The 16,789-nt window shown below is 68.4% G+C and carries 19 protein-coding genes; 10 read left to right on the top strand and 9 right to left on the bottom strand.

The annotated features are described in order from the left end of the window. Positions 1 to 5: 5 nt before the first annotated feature. The 4 genes from RS883_RS00200 to RS883_RS00215 are packed head-to-tail and all read left to right on the top strand — an operon-like array spanning position 6 to position 3,663. On the top strand, positions 6 to 1,028 hold the full coding sequence (locus RS883_RS00200) for a class I SAM-dependent methyltransferase (RefSeq protein ID WP_315765202.1): 1,023 nt from the start codon (positions 6 to 8) through the stop codon (positions 1,026 to 1,028). Beyond that, positions 1,025 to 1,531 (top strand): GNAT family N-acetyltransferase, encoded by a 507-nt coding sequence (locus RS883_RS00205; RefSeq protein ID WP_315761513.1) that lies wholly within the window; start codon positions 1,025 to 1,027, stop codon positions 1,529 to 1,531. Before RS883_RS00200 ends, RS883_RS00205 begins: the two co-directional genes overlap by 4 nt. Then, positions 1,528 to 2,298 (top strand): peptidoglycan editing factor PgeF, encoded by a 771-nt coding sequence (pgeF, locus tag RS883_RS00210; RefSeq protein WP_315761515.1) that lies wholly within the window; start codon positions 1,528 to 1,530, stop codon positions 2,296 to 2,298. Before RS883_RS00205 ends, pgeF begins: the two co-directional genes overlap by 4 nt. Positions 2,299 to 2,349: 51 nt before the next feature. After that, positions 2,350 to 3,663, top strand: a complete 1,314-nt coding sequence (locus RS883_RS00215; protein WP_315761517.1) for a cystathionine gamma-synthase family protein — start codon at positions 2,350 to 2,352, stop codon at positions 3,661 to 3,663. Positions 3,664 to 3,777: 114 nt separating this feature from the next. Here RS883_RS00215 and RS883_RS00220 read toward each other — a convergent pair whose 3' ends face one another. The 4 genes from RS883_RS00220 to RS883_RS00235 are packed head-to-tail and all read right to left on the bottom strand — an operon-like array spanning position 3,778 to position 7,515. Next, on the bottom strand, positions 3,778 to 4,632 hold the full coding sequence (locus RS883_RS00220) for a MipA/OmpV family protein (RefSeq protein ID WP_315761519.1): 855 nt from the start codon (positions 4,630 to 4,632) through the stop codon (positions 3,778 to 3,780). A gap of 55 nt (positions 4,633 to 4,687) precedes the next feature. Beyond that, positions 4,688 to 5,074 (bottom strand): DUF2141 domain-containing protein, encoded by a 387-nt coding sequence (locus tag RS883_RS00225; RefSeq protein WP_315761521.1) that lies wholly within the window; start codon positions 5,072 to 5,074, stop codon positions 4,688 to 4,690. Continuing rightward, positions 5,037 to 5,828, bottom strand: coding sequence for a sterol desaturase family protein (locus RS883_RS00230; protein WP_315761523.1), 792 nt, complete (start codon positions 5,826 to 5,828; stop codon positions 5,037 to 5,039). Before RS883_RS00230 ends, RS883_RS00225 begins: the two co-directional genes overlap by 38 nt. Before the next feature lie 40 nt (positions 5,829 to 5,868). Then, positions 5,869 to 7,515 (bottom strand): family 43 glycosylhydrolase, encoded by a 1,647-nt coding sequence (locus tag RS883_RS00235; RefSeq protein ID WP_409977365.1) that lies wholly within the window; start codon positions 7,513 to 7,515, stop codon positions 5,869 to 5,871. A gap of 117 nt (positions 7,516 to 7,632) precedes the next feature. Between RS883_RS00235 and crtY the strand changes: the two genes are divergently transcribed. From crtY to RS883_RS00260, 5 genes are all read left to right on the top strand, one after another. Beyond that, positions 7,633 to 8,796 carry a lycopene beta-cyclase CrtY gene (crtY, locus tag RS883_RS00240; protein WP_315761527.1) on the top strand — a complete coding sequence of 388 codons (1,164 nt, stop codon included), beginning with the start codon at positions 7,633 to 7,635 and terminating at the stop codon, positions 8,794 to 8,796. Continuing rightward, positions 8,793 to 10,271 carry a phytoene desaturase gene (locus tag RS883_RS00245; RefSeq protein WP_315761529.1) on the top strand — a complete coding sequence of 493 codons (1,479 nt, stop codon included), beginning with the start codon at positions 8,793 to 8,795 and terminating at the stop codon, positions 10,269 to 10,271. Before crtY ends, RS883_RS00245 begins: the two co-directional genes overlap by 4 nt. A gap of 80 nt (positions 10,272 to 10,351) precedes the next feature. Next, entirely contained in the window at positions 10,352 to 10,933 is a 582-nt protein-coding gene (locus tag RS883_RS00250; RefSeq protein WP_315761531.1) for a TIGR00730 family Rossman fold protein, read from the top strand. Positions 10,934 to 10,965: 32 nt separating this feature from the next. Next, positions 10,966 to 11,865, top strand: a complete 900-nt coding sequence (locus RS883_RS00255; protein ID WP_315765204.1) for a phytoene/squalene synthase family protein — start codon at positions 10,966 to 10,968, stop codon at positions 11,863 to 11,865. 58 nt (positions 11,866 to 11,923) lie between these two features. Further along, positions 11,924 to 12,661 (top strand): Crp/Fnr family transcriptional regulator, encoded by a 738-nt coding sequence (locus RS883_RS00260; RefSeq protein ID WP_409977366.1) that lies wholly within the window; start codon positions 11,924 to 11,926, stop codon positions 12,659 to 12,661. Positions 12,662 to 12,682: 21 nt separating this feature from the next. Here the strand turns inward: RS883_RS00260 and RS883_RS00265 are convergent, their stop codons facing one another. Further along, the gene (locus tag RS883_RS00265) at positions 12,683 to 13,177 is read right to left on the bottom strand and encodes an NUDIX hydrolase (protein ID WP_315765207.1); all 495 of its coding nucleotides are present in this window, start codon (positions 13,175 to 13,177) and stop codon (positions 12,683 to 12,685) included. Between the two features lie 113 nt (positions 13,178 to 13,290). Between RS883_RS00265 and mscL the strand changes: the two genes are divergently transcribed. Further along, positions 13,291 to 13,749, top strand: coding sequence for a large conductance mechanosensitive channel protein MscL (mscL, locus tag RS883_RS00270; RefSeq protein WP_315761535.1), 459 nt, complete (start codon positions 13,291 to 13,293; stop codon positions 13,747 to 13,749). A 199-nt stretch (positions 13,750 to 13,948) separates the two neighbouring features. Here mscL and RS883_RS00275 read toward each other — a convergent pair whose 3' ends face one another. From RS883_RS00275 to RS883_RS00290, 4 genes are all read right to left on the bottom strand, one after another. Beyond that, the gene (locus RS883_RS00275) at positions 13,949 to 15,283 is read right to left on the bottom strand and encodes an ammonium transporter (RefSeq protein WP_315761537.1); all 1,335 of its coding nucleotides are present in this window, start codon (positions 15,281 to 15,283) and stop codon (positions 13,949 to 13,951) included. A gap of 11 nt (positions 15,284 to 15,294) precedes the next feature. After that, on the bottom strand, positions 15,295 to 15,633 hold the full coding sequence (locus RS883_RS00280) for a P-II family nitrogen regulator (RefSeq protein ID WP_315761539.1): 339 nt from the start codon (positions 15,631 to 15,633) through the stop codon (positions 15,295 to 15,297). A 339-nt stretch (positions 15,634 to 15,972) separates the two neighbouring features. After that, positions 15,973 to 16,179, bottom strand: coding sequence for a DUF2007 domain-containing protein (locus tag RS883_RS00285; protein ID WP_315761541.1), 207 nt, complete (start codon positions 16,177 to 16,179; stop codon positions 15,973 to 15,975). Positions 16,180 to 16,219: 40 nt separating this feature from the next. Further along, positions 16,220 to 16,621 (bottom strand): hypothetical protein, encoded by a 402-nt coding sequence (locus RS883_RS00290; protein ID WP_315761543.1) that lies wholly within the window; start codon positions 16,619 to 16,621, stop codon positions 16,220 to 16,222. Positions 16,622 to 16,789 lie beyond the last annotated feature (168 nt).

Genomic DNA, 16,789 nt, shown 5'->3' on the forward strand with positions numbered 1-16,789 from the left:
AGCGGATGGCGCGCGCGATCACGCTCGCCGGGCCGATCTCGCTGTCGCAGTACATGGCGGCGGCGAACGGGCATTATTACGACACGCGGGATCCGCTGGGCGCGCGGGGGGACTTCACGACCGCGCCGGAGGTCAGCCAGATGTTCGGCGAGCTGATCGGCCTCGCGCTCACCGACCTGTGGCATCGCGCGGGCCAGCCGGCGGCGCGCTATGTCGAATATGGTCCCGGCCGCGGCACGCTGGCCGCCGATGCGCTGCGGGCAATGGCGACGGTGGGTCTCGCGCCGCCCGTCCACCTGATCGAGACGTCGGGTGCCCTCCGCGAGCGACAGGCGGCGGCGGTGCCCTCGGCCGAATGGCATCTCGAGCTGATGAGCGTGCCCGAGGACGGCGCGCTGCTGGTCGTCGCCAACGAATTCTTCGACGCGCTGCCGATCCGTCAGCTCGTCAAGACGCAGGACGGCTGGCGCGAGCGGCTGGTGGGGTGCCAGGACACGCTGTTCCTGCCGGTGATGGGCAACACCGTCTTCGACCCGATCGTCCCGCCGCAGCTTCGCGACGCGCCCGACGGCTCGGTTCTCGAAACCTCGCCCGCCAGCGTCGCGGTGATGCGCACGCTCGCGCGGCGGATCGTGGCACAGGGCGGCGCAGCGATCGTCGTCGATTACGGCTATGACGGCCCCGCGATCGGCGACACGTTCCAGGCGGTGCGCGGGCACGCCTTTGCCAATCCGTTCGAGAACCCCGGCGAGCACGACCTGACCGCGCATGTCGATTTCGGCACGCTGGCAGAGGCAGCGCGCGCCGAGGGCGCCGTCGTCCACGGCCCCGTCGGCCAGGGCGCGTTCCTGGAGGCCCTGGGCATCGGCTCCCGCGCCGCCGCGCTCGCCGCCGCCGCGCCGGAGCGCGCCGCTTCGATCGAGGTCGATCGCGCGCGGCTGACCGGCGCGGACCAAATGGGCACGCTGTTCAAGGTCATCGCCGTCACCGCCCCTGGCTGGCCGGCGCCCGAAGGATTTGGCTCATGATCGCCTATCGCGACGCCCACCCTGCCGATGCCGAGGCGCTGTCGGCAATGGCGCAGCAGAGCTTCATCGAGACGTTCGGCCCGCTTTATGCCCCCGCCGACCTCGACGCCTTTCTCGAATCCGCGATGTCGCCCGGTGCCTATGCCCGCCAGCTCGCCGACCCGACCTATCGCGTCCACCTGGCGACGATCGAGGGGCAGCCGGTCGGCTTCGCCAAGCTCGGTCCCAATTATTTCGAGGGTTGGCCGGCCGAGGCGCCGTGCCTCCATCAGCTCTACGTCCTATCCGCGCATCACGGCGATGGCGTCGGCAAGCGGCTGATGGACTGGACCCTCGACGCGGCGCGCGCGAGCGGCCAGGCCGAGCTCTACCTCAGCGTCTATATCGACAATCACCGCGCCCGGCGCTTCTACGACCGGATGGGGTTCGAGAGGGTCGGCGACTATGTGTTCATGGTCGGCAACCACCGCGACCACGACGTGGTCATGCGGCTGATGCTGTGAGCGACGACGTCGAGGTCATCCGCGCGGGCGCGCTGGACGGCGTCGCGCACGGCTTTCTCGGCCGGCGCGGCGGCGTGTCGCGGGGCATCCATGCCGGCCTCAACGTCGGCACCGGCTCCGACGACGATCGCGAGGCGGTGGCGCGCAACCGCGAGCTCGCAGCCGCCGCGGTGCTCCCCGGCGCCGCGCTCGTCACCGTGCATCAGGTCCATTCGCCCCAGGTCGTCACCGTCGACGCGCCCTTCCCCGGCGAGCGACCGAAGGCCGACGCGCTGGTGACGCGCACGCCGGGGCTGCTGCTGGGAGTCCTCACCGCCGATTGCGCACCGGTGCTGCTCGCCGATGTCGAGGCGGGCGTGCTCGGCGCTGCGCATGCCGGGTGGAAGGGCGCGATCGGCGGCGTCACCGACGCGACGCTCGCCGCGATGGAAGCGCTCGGCGCCCGCCGCGACCGCATCGCCGCCGCGGTCGGCCCGTGCATTGCGCGTGCGAGCTACGAGGTCGACGCCTCCTTTGCCGATCGCTTCTGTGCCGAGGATCCCGCCAACGAGCACTTCTTCGCCGATGGCCGGCGAGAGGGGCATGTCCAGTTCGACCTGGAGGGCTATGTCGCCGCTCGCCTTGCCGCCGCCGGGATCGGCCGCGTCGAGGCGCTTGGGCTCGACACCTATGCCGACGACGCGCGTTTCTTCAGCTATCGCCGCGCCACCCATCGCGGCGAGCCCGATTATGGGCGCCAGATCAGCCTGATCGGCCTGCCCCTTTAGTTTCGGGCATGATCGGCTAGAACGGTATCAATCGATACCAAGGAGGATGCCGTGACCGACGAGACCGAAGCCGACCTGACCGGCACCACGCCTCGCCGCAACCCCAAGCCGCCCGTCGAGACGATCGGCAACCGGCGCCTGAAGCCCGCGACGCTGATGATGGGTCACGGCTTCGACCCCGCGCTGTCGGAGGGATCGCTCAAGCCGCCGGTGTTCCTCACCTCGACCTTCGTCTTCCCCAATGCCGCGGCCGGCAAGCGGCACTTCGAGGGCGTGACGGGCAAGCGCCCGGGCGGCGCCGAGGGTCTCGTCTATTCGCGCTTCAACGGCCCCAACCAGGAAATCCTGGAGGATCGGCTGGGCGTCTGGGAGGATGCCGAGGATGCGTTGACCTTCTCGTCGGGCATGTCAGCGATCGGTACGCTGTTCCTCGCCTTCGTACAGCCAGGCGACGTCATCGTCCATTCGGGCCCGCTCTACGCCGCGACCGAGACGATGATCGCGCGGCTGCTCGGCAAGTTCGGCGTCGAGTGGCTCGACTTCCCGGCGGGCGCCGAACAGTCGGAGATCGAGGACGTGCTCCGCCGCGCCAAGGGCAAGGGCCGCGTCCCGCTCATCTATCTCGAGAGCCCCGCCAATCCCACCAACGTCCTCGTCGATGTCGAGGCCGTGGCGGCGGCGCGCGACGCGGTGTTCGGCGGCGAGGACGAGCAGCCGCCGATCGCGATCGACAACACCTTCCTGGGGCCGCTGTGGCAGCAGCCGCTGAAGCATGGCGCCGACCTCGTCGTCTATAGCCTCACCAAATACGCCGGCGGCCATTCGGACCTGGTGGCGGGCGGCGTGCTCGGCTCGCGCAAGCACATGGACATGGTGCGCGCGATCCGGAACACTTTGGGGACGATCCTGGACCCCAACACCGCCTGGATGCTGCTCCGCAGCCTGGAGACGCTGGAACTGCGCATGACCCGCGCGGGTGAGAATGCCGCCAAGGTGTGCGAGTGGCTTCGCGACCATCCGAAGGTCGAGCGGATCGGCTATCTCGGCTTCCTCAAGGATGACCGTCAGGCCGACATCTATGCGCGCCATTGCACCGGTGCCGGCTCGACCTTCTCGCTCTACCTGAAGGGCGGCGAGCGGGAGGCGTTCGCGTTCCTCGACGCGCTCAAGATCGCCAAGCTTGCGGTCAGCCTGGGCGGTACGGAGACGCTCGCCTCCGCGCCGGCGGCGATGACGCATCTGTCGGTGCCCGATGCGCGCAAGGCGGCGCTCGGCATCACCGACAACCTCGTCCGCATCTCGATCGGCGTCGAGGATGCCGACGACCTGATCGCCGACTTCGAGCAGGCGCTGGCCAGCGTCTGACCTGAACCGTTCGTGCTGAGCCTGTCGAGGCACGTGTTCCGAACACGCCCTTCGACAAGCTCAGGACGAACGGGGAAGCACGCCGTGCTCCCGCCTGCGCGGGAGCACATCTCTTCAGAAGCTGTACGCCAGCCCGACCGCGCCGATCCACTGATTGGCAGAACCCACCCGCGTGATCGGCGAGTCGGCGAAGTCGCCCGAAAGCTTGCGATAGACGACACCGCCGACCAGCTGGAGCCCGCCGGTCAGGTCGCCCGTCAGCGACCGCATCGCGACGGCGCCCAGCGCCCAGTTCTTGAACCCACCGCCCGCGGTATAGATGGGCAGGCCCGATCGCGCGCTCTCGGTCGGGGTGACGCTGAAATAGGCGCGGCCATAACCCCGCTCGACGAATTCGGCCGAGGCGAAGATGCCCGCCAGCGCCTTGGTCGACAGCGGCGTCGTGTACGTGACGGTCGGCGCCAGGATGCCGCTGTCGTGCACGCCCGACACGTCGTAGCGATAGCTGATCGTCGCCGAGAGCCGGTCATAGTCGCTGGTCAGCACGCCCGTCTTGCCGATGCCGACATAGCCGCCGAGCTCGATCGCGGTGCTCCGCTCGTCCAGCAGCGCGACCTGCGGGTTGTCGATCGCGTCGTTGCTCGACCGGTTGAAGTTGATGACGCCGATCGGCCCCGCCTGGATGTCCCAGGTCGGCCCGTAGCCGTCCTTGATGAGGTCGACGCTCAGCCGGTTGCCCGCCAGCGTGAAGCGATAGCCGGCGAGCTGCCCGATCGCGGCGGGAACGGGCGAGACGCTGTAATCGCCCGAGCCCTCGTAATCCGGCAGGATGCCGACACCGACGCCGACAATGGCGAAGTCGCCGCGCGGATCGGTCGAGGGCGGCGTGTCGGCGGGCGCAGGCGCCGCCTCCTGCGCAAGGGCGGGCGTGGCGACGAGGCAGAGCGCGGCGGCAAACAGGGATCGCAAGGCGAGTAACTCCAACGGTTCGGCCGCGAAACGTGTACGTTCGCGTTTAGCTCCGTCAGAACATGTAGCGCATGCGAATGCGCTGTTCGTCCCCGCTCTGCTGCAGCGTAAATCGCGCCGAACTGAAGCGCGGCGGCCCGAAGGCGATGCGCGGATTGTTCGAGAAACCGAAGCCTTCCCGCGGGATCCCGGCAAAGGTGTCGAGCTTGCCGTTGCCGTTCTCGTCATGGATGATCGCGACGGCATAGCCGCCCGGCGGCAGCCCTTCATAGGCGAGGGTGCGCATCGACGCGGGCACCGACCGCGCGATCGCGCGTGCATCGTCCTCGCACGTCGGAAAGTTGCTCGCCACCGCGGTCAGGCAGAGACGGATGACGCCGCGCGCATTGCGCAGCGCGTCGACGTCAACCTTGAGCGTCGCGACCGGCGACGCGCCGACCAAGAGCGCCAGCGGCGCGAGCGCGGCGAGCCGCCGCTTCAAAATTACCCAGCCCGTCATCGGTCCCGCACATCCGGTCCCAGAACCGGAAATATAGTCCGTAATTGCACCCGTAGCGCTCATGATGGCGCTGGTGGTGGCTGGCCGTAATCAGCCAGCGGCCCAGCGGCCCCTCCACCATGAACTTCGGGAACACCTCCCACCCCATGTGGTTGGTCACCCCCATAACGGTCATGATCGCCAGCACCAAGCCCAGTGCGCCGACATGAATGGGAATCGCGAAGACCAGTAGCGGAATTACCACGGCGCCGGTCAGCGCCTCGATCGGGTGGAACGCCATCGCCGCCCAGGCGGTGGGCGGCCGGCTGGCGTGGTGGACCGCGTGGGCGAGCTTGAACGCGCGTGGCCGGTGCATCCAGCGGTGCGTCCAGTAGAACCAGGTGTCGTGCGCGAACAGATAGAGGAACACCGACACCGGCAGGTACCAGAGCGGATAGGCGCCGACATCCTCGTAGATTTGCGTCCAGCCATGCTCCCGCCAGCCCCACGCAACGACGCCCGCCGGCACGCCATAGATCGCGGCGGAGGCGAGGCTCCACTTGATCTCCCGCACGATCTGCTTGTCGAGCCCGACATACAGCCCCGGCCGCGTCGCCCGCGTCGCCAGCGCGAACGCGCCCGAGGTGATGAGATAGCGCACCCCGACGATCACCGTCATGGCGGCGGCGGACAGGAGAATGGCGGCAAGCGCGGTCATCCGGCTCCTGTACGCGTTCGCGGTGCCGCTCGAAAGGCGATTAGAGCGCCCGGTATCGGAAGTCGCGGAAGCGCACCTCACCGTCGCCCGCCGCGAACAAGCCGGGACGCAGGCTGAGCAGGTCGTCGATCGTGTTGGCGTTGTAGCCGGTCACCTGGCTGCGGACGCCGTGCCGGGTCCACGCCTTGCCATCGGGACTGTAGTAGAAGGTCACGATCTGGTGATCGTTGACGATGCGCATGTGCATGCGGCGCGAAGGCGGGGCGGGTTCGGGCCAGTGCGACACCTTGCCGCCGCGATAGCTGACCATCCGCTTGCCATCGATGCCCATGCCCAGGAACAGGCGATCGTTGAAGAACAGGAGCAGCCCGCCCTCGCTCTCACCGATGAGTTCCAGCTCGACCGTCACCTCGAACGCGCGGTCGCCGACCTGTTGCGTCAGCACCGTGCCGTCCGCCGGGCTCTTGCCCTTGCCCCGAAGGACGACGGCGCCGCGCTCCAGCCGCGACGCCCGATCGGCTTCGTCCGGGGCGGTTGCATACAGGCTCCAGAGCCGGCCCATGTCCGCCTTCGCGAAGGACGAGCTGTGCGGAAGGCCGTGCGGCACCGCCCGTCCGCCGGGCTTGCGAAGCGGCTTCGACAGATCGCCGCCAACCGCGCGGAACCAGCCATCGGCGGTCCATTCGATCGGTTCGAGCAAGGTCTGCCGGCCGAGCGACTGATAACCGTTCTCGAACCCGTGATAGACCATGAACCAGCGGCCGTCCGGCCCCTCGACACAGGTTGCGTGACCGCGCGACCACCAGCGCTCGGCTGCGGTGCGGGTACGCTGGATGGGGTTGTGCGGACAGTTCTCCCAAGGCCCGTTGATCGAGCGCGAGCGTGCCGCCACGATCATGTGGCCGGTGGCCGGCCCGGCGGTGCCGCCAACCGCGTTGACGAGATAGAACCACTCGCCGCGCCGGAACAGCTTGGGTCCCTCCGGTGCATAGGCTTCGGTGATCCAGTCGTCCGGATACTTCCAGGCGGTGTAGGCGTCCTCAATCGACCCCGACGTCGACAAGCCGTCGGCGCTCAGGCGCACGCGCTTGCCGCCGTTGAAGAAGAGATAGCGGTGACCGTCCTCACCGACGACATGGCCGGGATCGATAAGCCCGCCGATCCTCATGTCGATCGGCTCGCTCCAAGGCCCCTCCATCGAGGGCGCATGAATGACGAAGGTGTTGGCGAAGTCGGCGAGCCCCTTGGACCAGGGGGCGCGCATGAAGGGAATATAGATGAAATAGCGGCCGTCATGCTTGGCGATGTCGACGGCGAACCCGGTGCCGAGCGGCTTCTCCAACGCCGGCTTCAGCGGTCGCCAGTTCACGAGATCGCGCGAATGCCAGATGAGCAGGCCTGGCGCATTGTCGAACGACGAATGCGTCATGTAGTAATCGTCGCCGTCCTTCAGCACCGAGGGATCGGGATAGTCGCCCGCAAGGATCGGATTGAGGAAACGGCCATCGCCCAGGTCGGCCTTGCGCTGGTTCTCGATCCCGCGCGGCCACTCAAGGAGCGGCTGGCCGCAGGCGGCCTCCTGCGACGCGGCGACACGATCGTCCGCTGCGCCCAGGGCCCGCGTGCCGATAGCGGACACCGCGACCGGCACGGCCCCAAGCTTCAAGAAGTCACGCCGCCCCGCCATCCCCGCCTCCCATTATTAGAATATTGCTTCTATATTAGGCCAGTTCGGCCGTGACAAGCGTCAGCCGCAGCGGCCCCGCCCCTTCCCCCTCCCCGCTTTCCCCGCTAGGCGAAAAAGATGGCGTCCACCCACCGGTGCAATGTTGCGATCGTCGGCGCGGGGCTGGCCGGCGGGCTGATCGCGCTTGCGCTGGCCGAGACGCGGCCTGGGCTCGACGTGCGGCTGATCGACGCCGCGGGTTCGGTGGGCGGCAATCACCTCTGGTCCTTCTTCGACGGCGACGTGGCGAAGGACGATCGCTGGCTGGTCGAGCCGCTGATCGCGCACCGCTGGGATGCTTACGACGTCGTCTTCCCCGGCCACCGGCGGACGATCGACGCGCGGTACAATTCGATCGAATCGTCGCGGCTGGACCGCACCGTCCGCGCGCGCCTGCCCGAGAAGGCGCTGATGCTCGGCCGCAAGGTGCTGGGCGCCAGCCCCACCGCGGTCGTGCTCGCCGACGGCGACCGGATCGAGGCGGACGGCGTCATCGACTGCCGCGGTCCCGGCGACCTTTCGCTGCTGACGCTCGGCTGGCAGAAATTCGTCGGGCAGGAACTGGTGCTGGGTCAGGCCCACGCCGCGCCGCGGCCGATGGTGATGGATGGCGGCGTCGAGCAGATCGACGGCTATCGCTTCGTCTATTGCCTGCCCTTTGCTGCCGACCGGATGTTCGTCGAGGACACCTATTACAGCGACACGCCCGATATCGGCGACCGCGCACTCGACGGGCGCATCGCCGCCTATGCCGCGGCGCGCGGCTGGACCGTCGAGCGGGTGGCCCGGGCCGAGCGCGGCGCGCTGCCCGTCGTCTATGGTGGCGATTTCGAGGCCTATTGGCTCTCGGGCGGGCGCGCGGTGGCCAAGGCGGGGATGCGCGCCGGGCTGTTCCACCCGCTCACCGGCTATTCGCTGCCCGATGCGGTGCGCACCGCCTCGACGCTGTCGCGCGCGCGGGACTATTCGGGCGCGGCGCTGCACGAGCTGACTCACGGCCTCGCCGCATCCGCCTGGAAGGCGCGCGGCTTCTATCGCACGCTCACCGCCATGCTGTTCCGCGCGGCCGAGCCCGAGGAACGCTGGCGCGTGCTCGAGCGCTTCTACCGGCTGGATGCCGGGTTGATCGGCCGCTTCTATGCGGGGCAATCGACGTTTCTGGACAAGGCACGGGTACTGACGGGCAAGCCGCCAGTTCCCATCGGTCGCGCGGTCGCGGCCATTCGGGAGGCACGCGTTTGAAGACCGCAGCGGTCATCGGTTCGGGGTTCGGCGGGTTGGCGCTCGCCATCCGCCTTCAGGCAGCGGGCGTCGCGACGACGATCGTCGAGGCGCGCGACAAGCCCGGCGGGCGCGCTTATTATTGGGAGCGCGACGGCTTCACCTTCGACGCCGGCCCGACCGTCATCACCGCGCCCGAAGCGCTTCAGGAGCTCTGGGCGCTGTCGGGCCACGACATGGCCGACGATGTCGAGCTGATCGCGGTCAATCCTTTCTATCGCCTCAACTGGGCAGACGGGACGAACTTCGACTACACCAACGACGACGCCGTGCTCGCGCGGGAGATCGCCAAGCTCGATCCCGGCGATATCGAGGGCTATGCCCGTTTCCTCGACTATTCGCGCGGCGTGTACGAGGAGGGGTACGTCAAGCTCGGCTCGACCGCGTTCCTCGACTTCGGCTCGATGGTGAAGGCGGCGCCCGCGCTCGCCAAGTACCAGGCGTGGCGCTCGGTCTATTCGATCGTCGCCAGCTTCGTGAAGAACGAGAAGCTGCGCCAGGCCCTGAGCTTCCACACGCTCCTCGTCGGCGGCAACCCGATGAAGACGTCGAGCATCTATGCGCTGATCCACAAGCTGGAGCGCGACGGCGGCGTCTGGTTCGCCAAGGGCGGCACCAACCGGCTGGTCGCGGGCATGGTCCGCCAGTTCGAGCGGCTGGGCGGCACGATCCGGCTCAACGATCCGGTCGTGTCGATCGACACGCTGGGCGACCGCGCGACCGGCATCACCACCGCGAGCGGCTGGCATCTCGACGTCGATGCGGTCGCGTCGAACGGCGACCTGATGCACAGCTACAAGGACCTGCTGGCAGGCTCGCGCAGCGCCAAGCGCACGACCGCGTCGCTGGAGCGCAAGAAGTTCTCGCCCTCGCTGTTCGTCGTCCATTTCGGCATCAAGGGGACGTGGCCGGGAATCCCGCACCACATGATCCTGTTCGGTCCGCGCTATCAGGGGCTGCTTGCCGACATCTACGACCATGGCGTGCTGAGCGAGGATTTCAGCCTCTATCTCCACCATCCCACCGTCACCGACCCGAGCCTGGCGCCGGAAGGTCACTCGACCTTCTACGCGCTCGCGCCCGTGCCGCATGCGGGCAAGTTCCCCGCCGACTGGGATGCGATCAAGGACACGTACGAGCGGCGCATCCTCGACGAGGTCGGGCGCCGGCTGATCCCCGACATCCACGACCGGATCGTCACCAAGTTCAGCTACACCCCCGCCGACTTCACCCGCGACCTGTCCGCGCACATGGGCAGCGCGTTCAGCTTGGAGCCGGTGCTGACGCAGAGCGCCTTCTTCCGCGCGCACAATCGCGACGACCACATCCCGAACCTGTATTTCGTCGGCGCCGGCACGCATCCGGGCGCGGGCATTCCGGGCGTCGTCGGCAGCGCGAAGGCGACCGCCGCGCTGATGCTCGAAGGGCCGCGATAACGGGAATGCGTCACCCCGGACTTGATCCGGGGTCCCGCTTCCTTTCTACCGCGGCCGCTGACGACAAAGGACCTGAACCGATGAACCGCATCGCCGTCTATTGCGGCTCCGCCACGCCCGCCGATCCGTCCTACATCGAAGGTGCCGCGCTGACCGGCCGCACGCTGGCGTCGCGCGGGATCGGCGTCGTCTATGGCGGCGGCAAGCTGGGGCTGATGGGCGCGGTCGCGGACAGCGCGCTGGCGACGGGCGGCGAGGTGATCGGCGTCATCCCGCAGGCGCTGGTCGATGCAGAGGTCGCGCATCGCGGCTGCACCCAGCTGGAAACCGTGACGACGATGCACGAGCGCAAGCAGCGCTTTACCGACCTGTCCGACGGTTTCCTGACCCTGCCCGGCGGCACCGGCACGATGGACGAATTGTGGGAGGCGATGAGCTGGTCGCAGCTCGGCTATCACACCAAGCCGGTCGGCCTTTTCAACTGGCAGGGCTTCTACGATCCGCTGGTCGCCTTCGTCGACCGGATGGCGACGGTCGGCTTCCTCCGCCCGCAGCACCGCGACATCCTGATCGTCGACACCGATCTCGATCGCCTGCTCGAGCGGATGGCAGCCTATCAGCCGCACATCCCGATCACGCGGATGGCGCGCGAGGAACTGTGAGCGACCGCGCGGCGCTGGTCGCGGCGGCGCGCATGTCGATCGCGCGCGGGTCGAAGAGCTTCGCCGCCGCCTCCAAACTGTTCGACCGGGCGACGCGGGAGCGCGCGTGGCTGCTCTATGCCTGGTGCCGCAAGTGCGACGACGTGGCGGACGGGCAGGACCACGGCCACGGCATGAGCCGCGTCGAGGACGCCCCCGCCCGCGTTGCGCAGCTCCGCGCGCTGACGCACGCGGCGTTTCGCGACGAGCCAACCGGCGACCCCGCCTTCGACGGACTCGCCGTCGTGGTGCGCGAGACGAGGATGCCGCAACGCTTCGCCGACGACCTGATCGACGGCTTCCAGCTCGACGCCGACGAATGGCGTCCGCGCAGCGAGGCCGATCTCTATCGCTATTGCTACCATGTCGCCGGCGCGGTCGGGTGCATGATGGCGGTGGTGATGGGCATCGATCCGGCGGACGACGTCGTGCTCGACCGCGCCTGCGACCTGGGGCTCGCCTTTCAGCTCGCCAACATCGCCCGCGATATCGAGGAGGATGACCGCGCCGGCCGCTGCTACCTGCCCGACGAGTGGCTGGCCGAGATGGACGTGCCCCCCGGCCAGCACATGAAGCCGCCCTTCCGGTCGCGCCTCACCGTACTCGCCCGAAGGCTGGCCGCGCGCGCCTCCCTGCATGAGGAAAGCGCACGCGGCGGCACGCCCGCGCTGTCGTGGCGATCGGCCTGGGCGGTGTTGGCGGCCGCCGGCATCTATGGCGACATCGCGCGCGAAGTGGCGAAGCGCGGCGACCACGCCTGGGACCACCGCGTGACAACGTCGAAGGCGGACAAGCTCGGCTGGATCGCCCGCGCCGCGGGTCAGGCCTGGCGGCGGAACCGCTATGCCGCGATCCCGCGCGATCCCGTGCTCTGGAACCGCCCGCGCGGCTGAAGCCCCCCTCTTTTCTCTTTCCGACAACGGGTTATGAGGACAGCGGACATCTGCAGAGGTGCGCGGCTTGCCCTATTCGACCCATCGTTATCGCGGCTTTGCGGACCTGAGCGAGGCAGAGGTCGCGACGCTCGTCGGCCTCGGCGATGCCGAGGTCGTCCGCCGCAAGGGTGAGACCTTTCAGAAGGAAGGGGAGCCGGTCAGCGGCTTCCATCTCCACGTTCAGGGCTGGATCGCCTCCTCGATCCTGCTGCACAACGGCCAGCGACTGATCCAGAAGGTCCACCTGCCCGGCGACATGCTCGGCACGCCCAGCATGGTGCTGCCCCAGGCGGCCGACACGCTGACCGCGATTACCGACGCGGTGACGGCGTTCGTTCCCTATCAGCGCTTCGGCCAGCTCTATGAGCGCTCGCCGCGCGTCGCCGCGCTGTTCACGATCGCCGTCCAGATGGAGCGGCTGGCGTTGATGGACGTGCTCGCGGTCACGGGCAACGCGTCCGCGCGCGAACAGCTCGCGCGGCTGCTCGTCGACCTGCACACCCGGCTGAGCCCGATCGGGCTGGTCGAGGACGATGGCTTCGACCTGCCGCTGACGCAGGAGGCGATCGGCGACCTGCTCGGCCTGACGTCGGTCCACGTCAACCGTACCGTCCGCGTGCTGGAGCGAGAGGGCCTGATCGCGCGCAGCGGGCACCGGATCCAATTGCTCGACCTCAAGGCGCTCCAGGCGCTCAGCCCGCTCCCGCCACGACGTCCTATCTTCAACCCGGCCTGGCTGCCGAGCGCGCGCTAGACCCTGCCCACCCGGCAGGCATCAAGCGAGCAGAGACGGCCCCAGCAGCGCCAGGATGCGCACGTCGACGCCGCAGCCCGCGGCGCGGCGCTCGGCCAGGAAGGTCTCCAGCGTGTCGAGCGGGACGCGGTGGACGGTGATCGCCTCGCCGTCGACGCCGCCGCCCTCGCCCACGCGGGTCAGACCGCGCGCGCGCATCAGCGTGAAGCCTTCGGACGCCATGCCGGGCGACGACCAGAACTCGCCCAGCGGCTCGACCTGCTCGGCATGCCAGCCGGTTTCCTCGATCAGCTCGCGACGCGCCGCCTCGATCGGGTCCTCGCCCGCGGTCTCGTCGCCGACCAGGCCGGCGGGCAGCTCGATGCAGTTGCGGCCCATCGGCACGCGATATTGCTCGACCAGCAGCACATGGCCGTCCTCCACCGCCAGGATCACCGCGGCGTGGATGCCGCCCGTGCGAGAGACATATTCCCAGCGGCCGCGCTTCTTGGCCTCGATGAACTTGCCCGACCACATCGTCTCGACCGGCGCGTCCTGGTCGTAATGATCGTCGTTCGCCACGGGTCGCCACCTTCGCTGATCGGGATTAAGCTTGGCCCGCCTTTAACGGGACAAAGGGGACATCGCCAATGCTCAAGGACTTTCAGGCGTTCATCGCGCGCGGCAACGTGCTCGACCTTGCCGTCGGCGTCATCATCGGCGCGGCGTTCGGGACCATCACCAAGTCGCTGACCGACGACGTCATCATGCCGGTGATCGGCGCGATCTTTGGCGGCGTCGATTTCTCGGGCTATTTCCTCCGGCTGGGACCGGTGCCCGAGGGTTATACCGGTTCGCTCAGCAACTATGCCGCGCTCAAGGAAGCGGGCACGCCGCTGCTCGGCTTCGGTCAGTTCGTGACGGTGGTCATCAACTTCCTGATCCTCGCCTTCATCGTCTTCCTCCTGGTGCGCAGCGTCAACAAGCTGGTCGCGCGGCTGGAGCGTGAGAAGGCCGAGGGCATCGCCCCGCCTGCTGCCGATCCGGCGGACGTGGTGCTGCTCCGCGAGATCCGCGACGAGCTCAAGGCGCGCAAGCTGAGTGATTGATCCGGCTCACGCCGGATGAGCGGTGCCAGCCCGCTCCCCCTCCCGGCCACCCACTGAGTATCCTGATGGGTGGCCGGGAGGGGGAGCGGGCTGGCACCGTAACAAGCAAAAGAAGGCCGGTGCATTGCTGCACCGGCCAAGGGGTCCGCAGGAGGAACCCGGTGACGGAGCCGGCGGGAGAGGACGCCGGCCCCGAAGCTCAATAATTGTAGGCGCGCTCGCCATGCTCGCCGAGGTCGAGGCCCTCGCGCTCCACCTCTTCGGCGACGCGCAGCCCGGTGACGGCCTTGGCGATGGAGAAGGCGATCGCCGATCCGACCGCGGCCCAGCCGCCGGCGATCAGCACCGCCACGACCTGCGTGCCGAGCTGCGGGATCAGCGCATAATCGGCAGCGCCGGGGCCACCGAGCGAGGGCAGCATCGTGAACGCCGTGCCGATCGAGCCGATGATGCCGCCGATGCCGTGGATGCCGAACGCGTCGAGCGAGTCGTCCAGCGCCAGCTTGGGCTTCACGTTGACCACGAAGATCGCGCAGAGGATCGCGGCGACCGCGCCGAGCAGGATGGCGCCGAACGGCCCCGAATTGCCCGCGGCCGGGGTGATGGCGACCAGGCCGGCGATCGCACCGGAGCACGCGCCGAGCAGCGATCCCTTGTGACCCAGCACCCGCTCGGTCAGCATCCAGAACAGGACACCAGCAGCCGTGGCGACGAAGGTGTTGACCATCGCCAGCGCCGCCGATCCGTTGGCCTCGAGCGCGGAACCCGCGTTGAAGCCGAACCAGCCCACCCAGAGCAGACCCGTGCCGATCAGCGTCATGGTCAGCGAGTGCGGGGCCATGATCTCCTTCTTGTAGCCCAGGCGCGGCCCCAGGATCAGCGCACCGACCAGCGCGGAGACGCCCGCGTTGATGTGCACCACCGTGCCGCCCGCGAAGTCGAGCGCCGCCGGGCTCCAGTTGAAGAGGAGGCCGTTGCCCGCCCACACCATGTGCGCGATCGGAAAATAGACGATCGTCAGCCAGACGGCCGCGAACACCATCAGCGCCGAGAATTTCAGGCGCTCGACCAGGCCGCCGACGACTAGGCTGACGGTGATCGCCGCAAAGGTCATCTGAAAGGCGATGAAGACATATTCGGGGATGACCACGCCGTCGCTGAACGTCGCGGCGGTCGAGGCGCTGGTGACACCGGCGAGGAACGCCTTGCCGAACCCGGCGATGAAGGCGTTGCCGCCGTCGCCGAACGCCATGGTATAGCCATAGATGACCCAGATGATCATCGCGAAGCTGGCGACCGCCAGGATCTGCGTCAGCACGGACAGCATGTTCTTGGTGCGGACAAGCCCGCCATAGAACAGCGCCAGGCCCGGCACGATCATCGCCATGACCAGCACGGTCGAGATCATCATCCAGGCGGTGTCGCCCTTGTCGGGCGTCGGCGCCGCGGCGGCGGCGGCTTCCTGCGCCCAGGCGGGCGCGGCGGCGAGGAGCGCGGTGGCCCCCGCCGCGATGGGTGCAATCAATCGCTTCATCGGTCCCCCCTTCAAAGCGCGGTGTGGTCGGTTTCGCCGGTGCGGATGCGAACCGCCTGGCCGACGTCGAGGACGAAGATCTTGCCGTCGCCGATCGCGCCGGTGTTGGCCGCGGCCTGGATCGCCTCGACCACGCGCGGTGCCAGGTCGGTGGCGCAGACCACCTCGACCTTGATCTTGGGCACCATGTTCGTGGAGTATTCGGCACCGCGATAGATTTCGGTCTGGCCCTTCTGGCGACCGAAGCCCTTCACTTCACTGACGGTCATGCCCGCCACCCCGACTTCGGTCAGCGCCTCGCGCACCTCGTCGAGCTTGAACGGTTTGATGATGGCGATGACTAGCTTCATGTCGCCCCCTCGGCTGTTTCCCGAAACAACCATCAGCAAGGGGCGTGCCAGACGCGAAATGGCGCAATTCTGCCCGCTCAGCGGAGAAGCGGCAGGTTACCGAAGTGTGAATTTTGTGCAGGCGCGAGAAGCTGCCTGTTTTTGGGGCAGGTCGCCGGCCGGAGGCGTTACGCCACCGCGAAACAGCCCGACATTCCGTCACCCCGGCCTTGAGCCGGGGTCCCGCTTCTTGTCTGCTTAGCAAATGGGCGCGTGGGCAAGATCCGCCCTGCTCTCAAATGCGGAAGGATCGAAAGGAAGCGGGACCCCGGATCAGGTCCGGGGTGACGCCTATCGCGATCAGTCCCGCCGGGCTTCCGCGATCACCGCGCGCGCTTCGACCTCGTCGTCTTCGTCCACCATCACGCGGACGGGGATCAGGAACGCGCTGCCTTCGCCCAGACTCATCTCGCCGTCGAAGCTGATCGCGGGGATGCCCGCGGCCTCGAGCGCGCCGACGATGACGTGCGCTTCGATGCGGTTGTAGCGGCCGATTTCAACGAGCATGCCGCCCGCCTGCCCGGCTTCGGCCGCCGGGGCAAGGGGCTCAGGCGGCGCGGCGCAGACCCTGCGTCTTTGCGCGGTCGGCGGCGATGCTGTCGACCATCAGCTCGTACTGGCGAAGGTCGAAGCCCGCGCGAACGAAGTTGCGGATTTCCGACGTGTCGACCTCGAACCCGTGCTTCCAGCTCAGCACCGCCATGCGGCGCAGCGCCTCGAGCTTCGGGTCCGCCAGCCGCGGATTGGGCCGCTCGCCGAACAGCAGGCCCATCGCCATGGAGATGCGGCCCGGCTCGCGCAGGCTGGCGATGGTGTCGCGCTTGGCCAGCGCGATCACCGACCATTCCAGCGGGCTGAAGCTGGCGCGGACCGGCGCGGGGGCGACGGTCGTGGCGACGGGGGCGACCGCGCTGCCGGCGGCGACTTCGGAAAATGCGAGATAGGCCATGTTGCGTCCTTCCCTGAACCCGCGACCGCTCGCACGCGAACGGCCGGGTGGCCGCGCGAACCGCGCTTGCAGTCGATTGTGATGGAGGAAGAAGGAGCGGCGGGCCGTCCGACTTCCATACCAAGCGGTATAGAAGTCGAAATCGGCGGCGTCAACCGTTCTATACCG

Source organism: Sphingomonas sp. Y38-1Y (assembly GCF_032391395.1).
Classification (GTDB): domain Bacteria; phylum Pseudomonadota; class Alphaproteobacteria; order Sphingomonadales; family Sphingomonadaceae; genus Sphingomonas.

Bases quoted from the DNA above. Each gene is read 5' to 3' on its own strand.
- RS883_RS00250 (WP_315761531.1), top strand. From the start codon at position 10,352: ATGAACCGCATCGCCGTCTATTGCGGCTCCGCCACGCCCGCCGATCCG.
- RS883_RS00255 (WP_315765204.1), top strand. From the start codon at position 10,966: ATGTCGATCGCGCGCGGGTCGAAGAGCTTCGCCGCCGCCTCCAAACTG.
- RS883_RS00280 (WP_315761539.1), bottom strand. From the start codon at position 15,633: ATGAAGCTAGTCATCGCCATCATCAAACCGTTCAAGCTCGACGAGGTG.
- RS883_RS00235 (WP_409977365.1), bottom strand. From the start codon at position 7,515: ATGGCGGGGCGGCGTGACTTCTTGAAGCTTGGGGCCGTGCCGGTCGCG.
- RS883_RS00200 (WP_315765202.1), top strand. From the start codon at position 6: ATGGCGCGCGCGATCACGCTCGCCGGGCCGATCTCGCTGTCGCAGTAC.
- RS883_RS00290 (WP_315761543.1), bottom strand. From the start codon at position 16,621: ATGGCCTATCTCGCATTTTCCGAAGTCGCCGCCGGCAGCGCGGTCGCC.
- RS883_RS00205 (WP_315761513.1), top strand. From the start codon at position 1,025: ATGATCGCCTATCGCGACGCCCACCCTGCCGATGCCGAGGCGCTGTCG.
- RS883_RS00275 (WP_315761537.1), bottom strand. From the start codon at position 15,283: ATGAAGCGATTGATTGCACCCATCGCGGCGGGGGCCACCGCGCTCCTC.
- crtY (WP_315761527.1), top strand. From the start codon at position 7,633: ATGGCGTCCACCCACCGGTGCAATGTTGCGATCGTCGGCGCGGGGCTG.
- mscL (WP_315761535.1), top strand. From the start codon at position 13,291: ATGCTCAAGGACTTTCAGGCGTTCATCGCGCGCGGCAACGTGCTCGAC.
- RS883_RS00265 (WP_315765207.1), bottom strand. From the start codon at position 13,177: ATGTGGTCGGGCAAGTTCATCGAGGCCAAGAAGCGCGGCCGCTGGGAA.
- RS883_RS00230 (WP_315761523.1), bottom strand. From the start codon at position 5,828: ATGACCGCGCTTGCCGCCATTCTCCTGTCCGCCGCCGCCATGACGGTG.
- RS883_RS00285 (WP_315761541.1), bottom strand. From the start codon at position 16,179: ATGCTCGTTGAAATCGGCCGCTACAACCGCATCGAAGCGCACGTCATC.